4 protein-coding genes are annotated in these 5,620 nt (G+C 40.7%); all 4 read right to left on the reverse strand.

Features of this window, described 5'->3' with window-relative positions; all coding sequences use genetic code 11:
* Positions 1-569 (reverse strand): sporulation protein (locus AC1DWN_RS26570; RefSeq protein WP_477561900.1); only part of this gene is annotated, 569 nt, incomplete at its 3' end.
* Between the two features lie 672 nt (positions 570-1,241).
* Complete coding sequence (locus tag AC1DWN_RS26575) at positions 1,242-2,720, reverse strand: protein adenylyltransferase SelO (RefSeq protein ID WP_477561902.1); 1,479 nt, start codon at positions 2,718-2,720, stop codon at positions 1,242-1,244.
* Between the two features lie 658 nt (positions 2,721-3,378).
* Positions 3,379-4,464 carry a ribosome small subunit-dependent GTPase A gene (gene rsgA / locus AC1DWN_RS26580; protein WP_477561901.1) on the reverse strand — a complete coding sequence of 362 codons (1,086 nt, stop codon included), beginning with the start codon at positions 4,462-4,464 and terminating at the stop codon, positions 3,379-3,381.
* 209 nt (positions 4,465-4,673) lie between these two features.
* Positions 4,674-5,348, reverse strand: coding sequence for a formylglycine-generating enzyme family protein (locus AC1DWN_RS26585; protein ID WP_477561903.1), 675 nt, complete (start codon positions 5,346-5,348; stop codon positions 4,674-4,676).
* Between the last annotated feature and the right edge of the window lie 272 nt (positions 5,349-5,620).

Genomic DNA, 5,620 nt, shown 5'->3' on the forward strand with positions numbered 1-5,620 from the left:
TCTAGTTGACCCCGGAACTGCGAGTAAGGAACGAATTCGAATTCTTGATTGAAATGCAAACCATTTTTCCTACGATGATTTGGAGCATATTCACAGTCCACCTTGCGCAGCTGGAAGCCTAGCAGTTTGACTGCCTCAAGAATCACCGCGGAATGGGGGTGTGGCCTTACATCTAGCCGATCCTGGTCCTTCGGATCAATCGTTTGTTTGATATCAAGACCAGTTTGAATCCACACAGGCGTTCTGCCCATAGTTACTGGCGTAATCGCCGGCAACTGAAAGGATACAGGGAATTCATAGACTTGTTCTGCTACTACGTTAAACTTCCCAGCTAGCAGGAATTTGGAGATAGTTGCTTCCACTTCTACCTTCCTATCGTTCTGTTCCATCAAATAACGCGTCATAACAAAAGCATAAACGTCATCGACTTGCTGGTCCACGCTGCCACCTTTAATTCGAACAACACCACTGATTGTATCCCCTGCATTCACAGCAGCCTGATGCAACATGAGATCTACTGTAGCCGCGCCAATCCCTACGCTTGCAAGCATTCTTTTGAACATTGACATTACTGTATACCCCMTTCTTTATGATTACGTATCATTGATACGGTGAGGAAACATAATAGGTTTCATTGTGTGCAAAAAATACTGTTGTGTTTGACAACGATAAACGATTGGCTTCGATTATCCTTCTATTTTTCGACTATTTATCGATAGGATATGGCCTTTAAAGGGCCCTTTCCTTCTGGTGGGTATGGAGTATGTAGTCATTAGTCCTAAAATGTGAAACTAATGTTAGTTATTATGGTTTTAGTGTAGATTTAATTTCAGAATCTGCAATTAATTCACCGAAAAGCAAGCGCGGACCAAGTTTTACAGCAATTACGTTCATCCTCTGACACTAAATCTCAGTTCAACCGTTATCGGCTTCATTTAATTGCAAATTTTGAAACTACTCAATAATTTGGAACAGACGATGAAGTGAATTTGAATCGTAAAAATGTTTGTAAAAAGCTTTTTGGATTCATCTAGATGTCGATTGTCACGGATAGGAATTAAGTAATATATCATTACTTAACAAGAAAGTGGAGCTGCACAAAGCATGCTCCACTAAACGGTTAGATTTGATATATGAACTAAGCGAAATAGTTGCCAGTCACCAAGTACTTATTTCGTTATGCTAACTCAGTGCTGATAGCCTATAAATGATTGGCTTCCAAGTTCGGTTATCATTCCAGATCATGTTCCACAAAACGTTTGGTAAGGATAATTCGTTAGCGAAGGCACAGTAGAGTATTCGGCCTGTTCTGGAAAGTGCGCGTAAGGACTCGAAAGAACTGTAAGAAGCCGCTCCATCACGCTGTTATCTCCTTGTTTCACCGCAGCTTCTAAGGCGTCTTCTACCCGGTGGTTGCGAGGAATTATCGCGGGATTGCTATCTCGCATCAACTGTTGCGAAGCGGTTTTTGATTCCTGCTGCCTGCCTAGTCTCTCTTGCCACTGGTCATGCCACTGAGCAAATTCCGTGGTGCCAAAAAGGACTGTTTCCTCCCCTAGCTTATCAAAGGTTAATGCTCTGAAGGTATTTGTGTAGTCCGCTTGATTATTCTGCATCATATTGAGTAGGTCTTCTATAAGGGACTCATCCTGCTGCTCTTCGTTAAAAATCCCAAGTTTTGCTCTCATCCCCATAAGCCAATTATGATGAAACAACTCGATAAAATCTGAAATCGCATTCTCCGCCAGTTTAACAGCCTGTTCCTCATCATCATGCAGCAGCGGCAAAAGAGTTTCAGCAAATCTCGCGAGATTCCACGCTGCAATATTCGGTTGATTGCCATAGGCATACCGACCATGTATGTCAATGGAACTGAATACAGTTGCTGGGTCATAGGCATCCATGAAAGCACAAGGACCATAATCGATAGTCTCTCCGCTAATAGCCATATTGTCGGTATTCATGACCCCGTGAATAAAGCCAACAAGCTGCCACTTAGCAATCAGGCTAGCCTGACGCTTGATCACTTCCTGAAGCAGGGATAAATAACGGTTCTCATCTAAATCAATATCTGAATAATGTCTTTGTATGGTGTAGTCAGCCAAGGCACGAAGCTCCTCAATAGAGCCCCATTTGGATATGTATTGAAAGGTTCCTACGCGCAGATGACTTGCAGCTACGCGGGTCAAAACGGCACCTGGCAGCTCGGTTTCACGAATAATGGATTCACCTGTTGTAACAACTGCGAGGCTGCGTGTGGTAGCAATGCCAAGCGCATTCATTGCTTCACTCATTATGTATTCTCGCAGCATCGGTCCAAGTGCAGCTCTACCATCGCCACGACGGGAGTAAGGAGTTCTTCCGGAACCCTTAAACTGAATATCAACACGTTCACCAAGTGGAGTGATCTGTTCGCTAAGCAGCAGAGCCCTCCCATCCCCTAACATGTTGAAATGCCCGAATTGATGCCCAGCATAAGCTTGAGCAAGAGGCAAAGCGCCTTCCGGTATCTCGTTGCCAGCAAGTACAGCTAGGCCTTCATTGCTTTGTAGCGATTGAACGTTCAACCCTAATGAAATAGCCAATGTTTCATTAAGAATGATCAGCTTAGGTGAATGTGCTGGCGCTGGGTTTTGCCTGGTGAAAAGAGTTTCTGGCAAGCGAGCATAACTGTTTTCAAAATTCCATCCTGTTTCCAATGTTTTGTTGTTTTCTGTCATCATAACCCCTCTTTCGTATGTTATATGTACCTTAACTTTAGCTTTGTCCACTAAATTAACATTCATTATCTTTCAGCCCATTTAGTCAGTAGGTTTTACTTAATTCTTTTATTATACTCTTTTCAAGCGAAAATGGGCGCCCTCTTCTATACAGCCCAATTCTTGTTTTAATTTGAATGTATTTCATCCAATCAAACTCCCCAATAATCCAAAGTATTTATTCCAGACTGTATTTCATCCAATCAAATCGTAACATTTACTGAAAAATATCTTTAAACAGCAAATTTGATTGGATGATTTCCATTCAAACACATATTAAATCAAAATTTCAGTTGTTTGAATGGACAAAATCCACTATTAGCACTACGTTAGTTATAGTGGGTTGATTATTTTGTGAAAATTCTACTGTTATTACAACTGTTACATCAGTATTGTTTACGGCATTAAATAGTTTGTTTATTTAGGAAAAATTAATATCATTAAATGGTTGGCAATTTAGCATTTCTCGAAGCTTTAACTCATATAGAGTATTCGGCCTGTTCTGGAGAGACGTGATAGGACTTGAAAGTACCTATATTCAAATGGCTAAACGGTCACCCTGATTAACAACTAAAAAACCACACTTCAGTGAAGTGTGGTTAAGGTAAATCCATTCTGCTTATCTCTTATTTCGACCCTGTTTTTCTTTTATAAACTTTCTAGCATTTTTCATGCCGCCTACTCCAGCAAACATCGTATTGAATTTTTCGGCTTCAATCTGCTTTGAGCTTAAGCCAACATATTTTGCTTCTTTCTTCAGCTTCCTATAGCTAGCAAGCCGTTCTGCTGAAATCATGCCGTCATATATTGCCTGCTGCACCGCGCATTTCGGTTCATTTTCATGGGAGCAATCCGTGAATTTACACTCGGAAGMAAGACTCTCAATATCCGAAAAGGATTTAACCAGGTCCGCACCTTCAAGTCCAAGCTCCCTCATGCCCGGCGTATCTATAATAACCCCGCCATCAGGTAATACAATAAGCTCTCGTCTCGTCGTAGTATGTCTGCCTCTATCATCATTTCTTGTTTCATTGGTCTCCATTGTGTAAGCGCCAAGAAGCCGGTTAATTAAAGTAGATTTCCCTACACCTGATGAGCCGATAAAAGCAAAGGTTTTCCCAATTACCATATACTTATGAATCGAAAGAAATCCATCTTCCGACAGACCCGAAGTAACGACCACATCTACGCCAATCRCAACAGTGGAAACATCATCTAGTTTCGTTTGCAAATCAACGCACAGATCTGATTTCGTAAGGATAACCACAGGTATTGCACCGCTATCCCATGCAATGGACAAATAACGCTCAAGTCTGCGTAAGTTAAAGTCATTATTAAGTGCCATGCAAATAAAAACGGTATCCATATTGGACGCAACAATTTGTACATCATTTGAAGTTCCCGCTGCTTTGCGTTCAAAAGCACTTTTGCGCGAAAGTACATGATGAATGATCGCATTCCCATTTGAGCTATCTGTCCTATCAAGCATGACAAAATCACCAACTGCAGGGTAATCCGATAATGACCTGACCTCAAAGCGGAATTTCCCGGAAATCTCGGCGGCAAGTTCTCCATCTTCCGTTATTACTTTGTAAAGGTCTTTATGTTGAGACGAAATACGTCCTAGCTTCAAATTATTATATAACAAAGACTCCTGTATAAACCTTTCAGTAAGCCCCGCATTTTTCATTGTTAATAAACTCATTTTTATCCTCCTAAAGTTTAAATGATATCCTTTGGAGGTTTTGTGCTTTTTTTATTATTTCGCACAACCCTCCCCGTTTGCTACAATCTGCACTACAATCGAAATCGTATTTTTGTTATACATAATACAACCGCTCCCTTCAAATAAAGTTAACTAACAATATAGCTTAGATCCTGTGAATATGCAATTTCAATCAATCATTGTGACCATTACGCTTTAAAAGACCGAGATAGGCGGAATCCAAGATCATCTATGCAAAATGTCGGATGGCTGCGTCGACGACAAGTTGCCCCACAACCCCGGGCTTCCTCAGCCCAACTGCCTCCTCGAAAAATTCGGTAGGAGCCATACACATTCTCATCGTATAAATCCCAGCACCACTCCCAAACATTCCCCAACATATCATACAATCCCCAAGCATTTGGTTCCTTTTTTCCTACTTCATGTATTTTCCCATCTGAATTTTCATTATACCATCCAATTTGGTCAAGCTCTCCATATCTATACCCATTAGTCCCTGCCTTACAGGCATACTGCCACTCCGCTTCTGTAGGAAGGCGATAGCCGTCTGCTTCCCAATTACAGCTTATATTTTCAGTATTATTAGTTATTGAATAACACTCCATCAATCCAGATTTCTGAGAAAGCAGATTACAAAAAGTAATGGCATCATGCCAAGAAATATTCACAACTGGCTTTTGATCTCCATCAAAAGAATTAAGCGTTTCCTTCGTAATAGAAAGATACAATTCCGTAGTTACAGGATATTGGGCTAGAAAAAAAGGCTTTATTTCGGCCTTCCATTTCTTTTTTGTTCGATCATCTCTTAGCTCCAATTCTCCACTCGGAATCTTGACCATTGGATAATCAACATAGCTATTCATTGCATTTGTCACTCTTCCATCTAAATCCCATACCATCACGTCCTTTTTAAAATATTTTACCGTATTGTGGTAATTTAACGAAAGTGAAAAAATGACTATAACCAAACAATCCTTAAGCAGCAAAAACACTCATTCAGCCCCTAGAGGTTGAAATGAGTGCTTGTTTTTTTAATATGTAATGACCAAATTAACAAGCTTCAGTCCTTATCCGTAAAGAACGAAAAACTGAAGTTCATGTCCTTGCTGCTTCAAATAATTGTAGAGCTGAGAGC

It is taken from the genome of Paenibacillus sp. P4_A7, assembly GCF_056402455.1.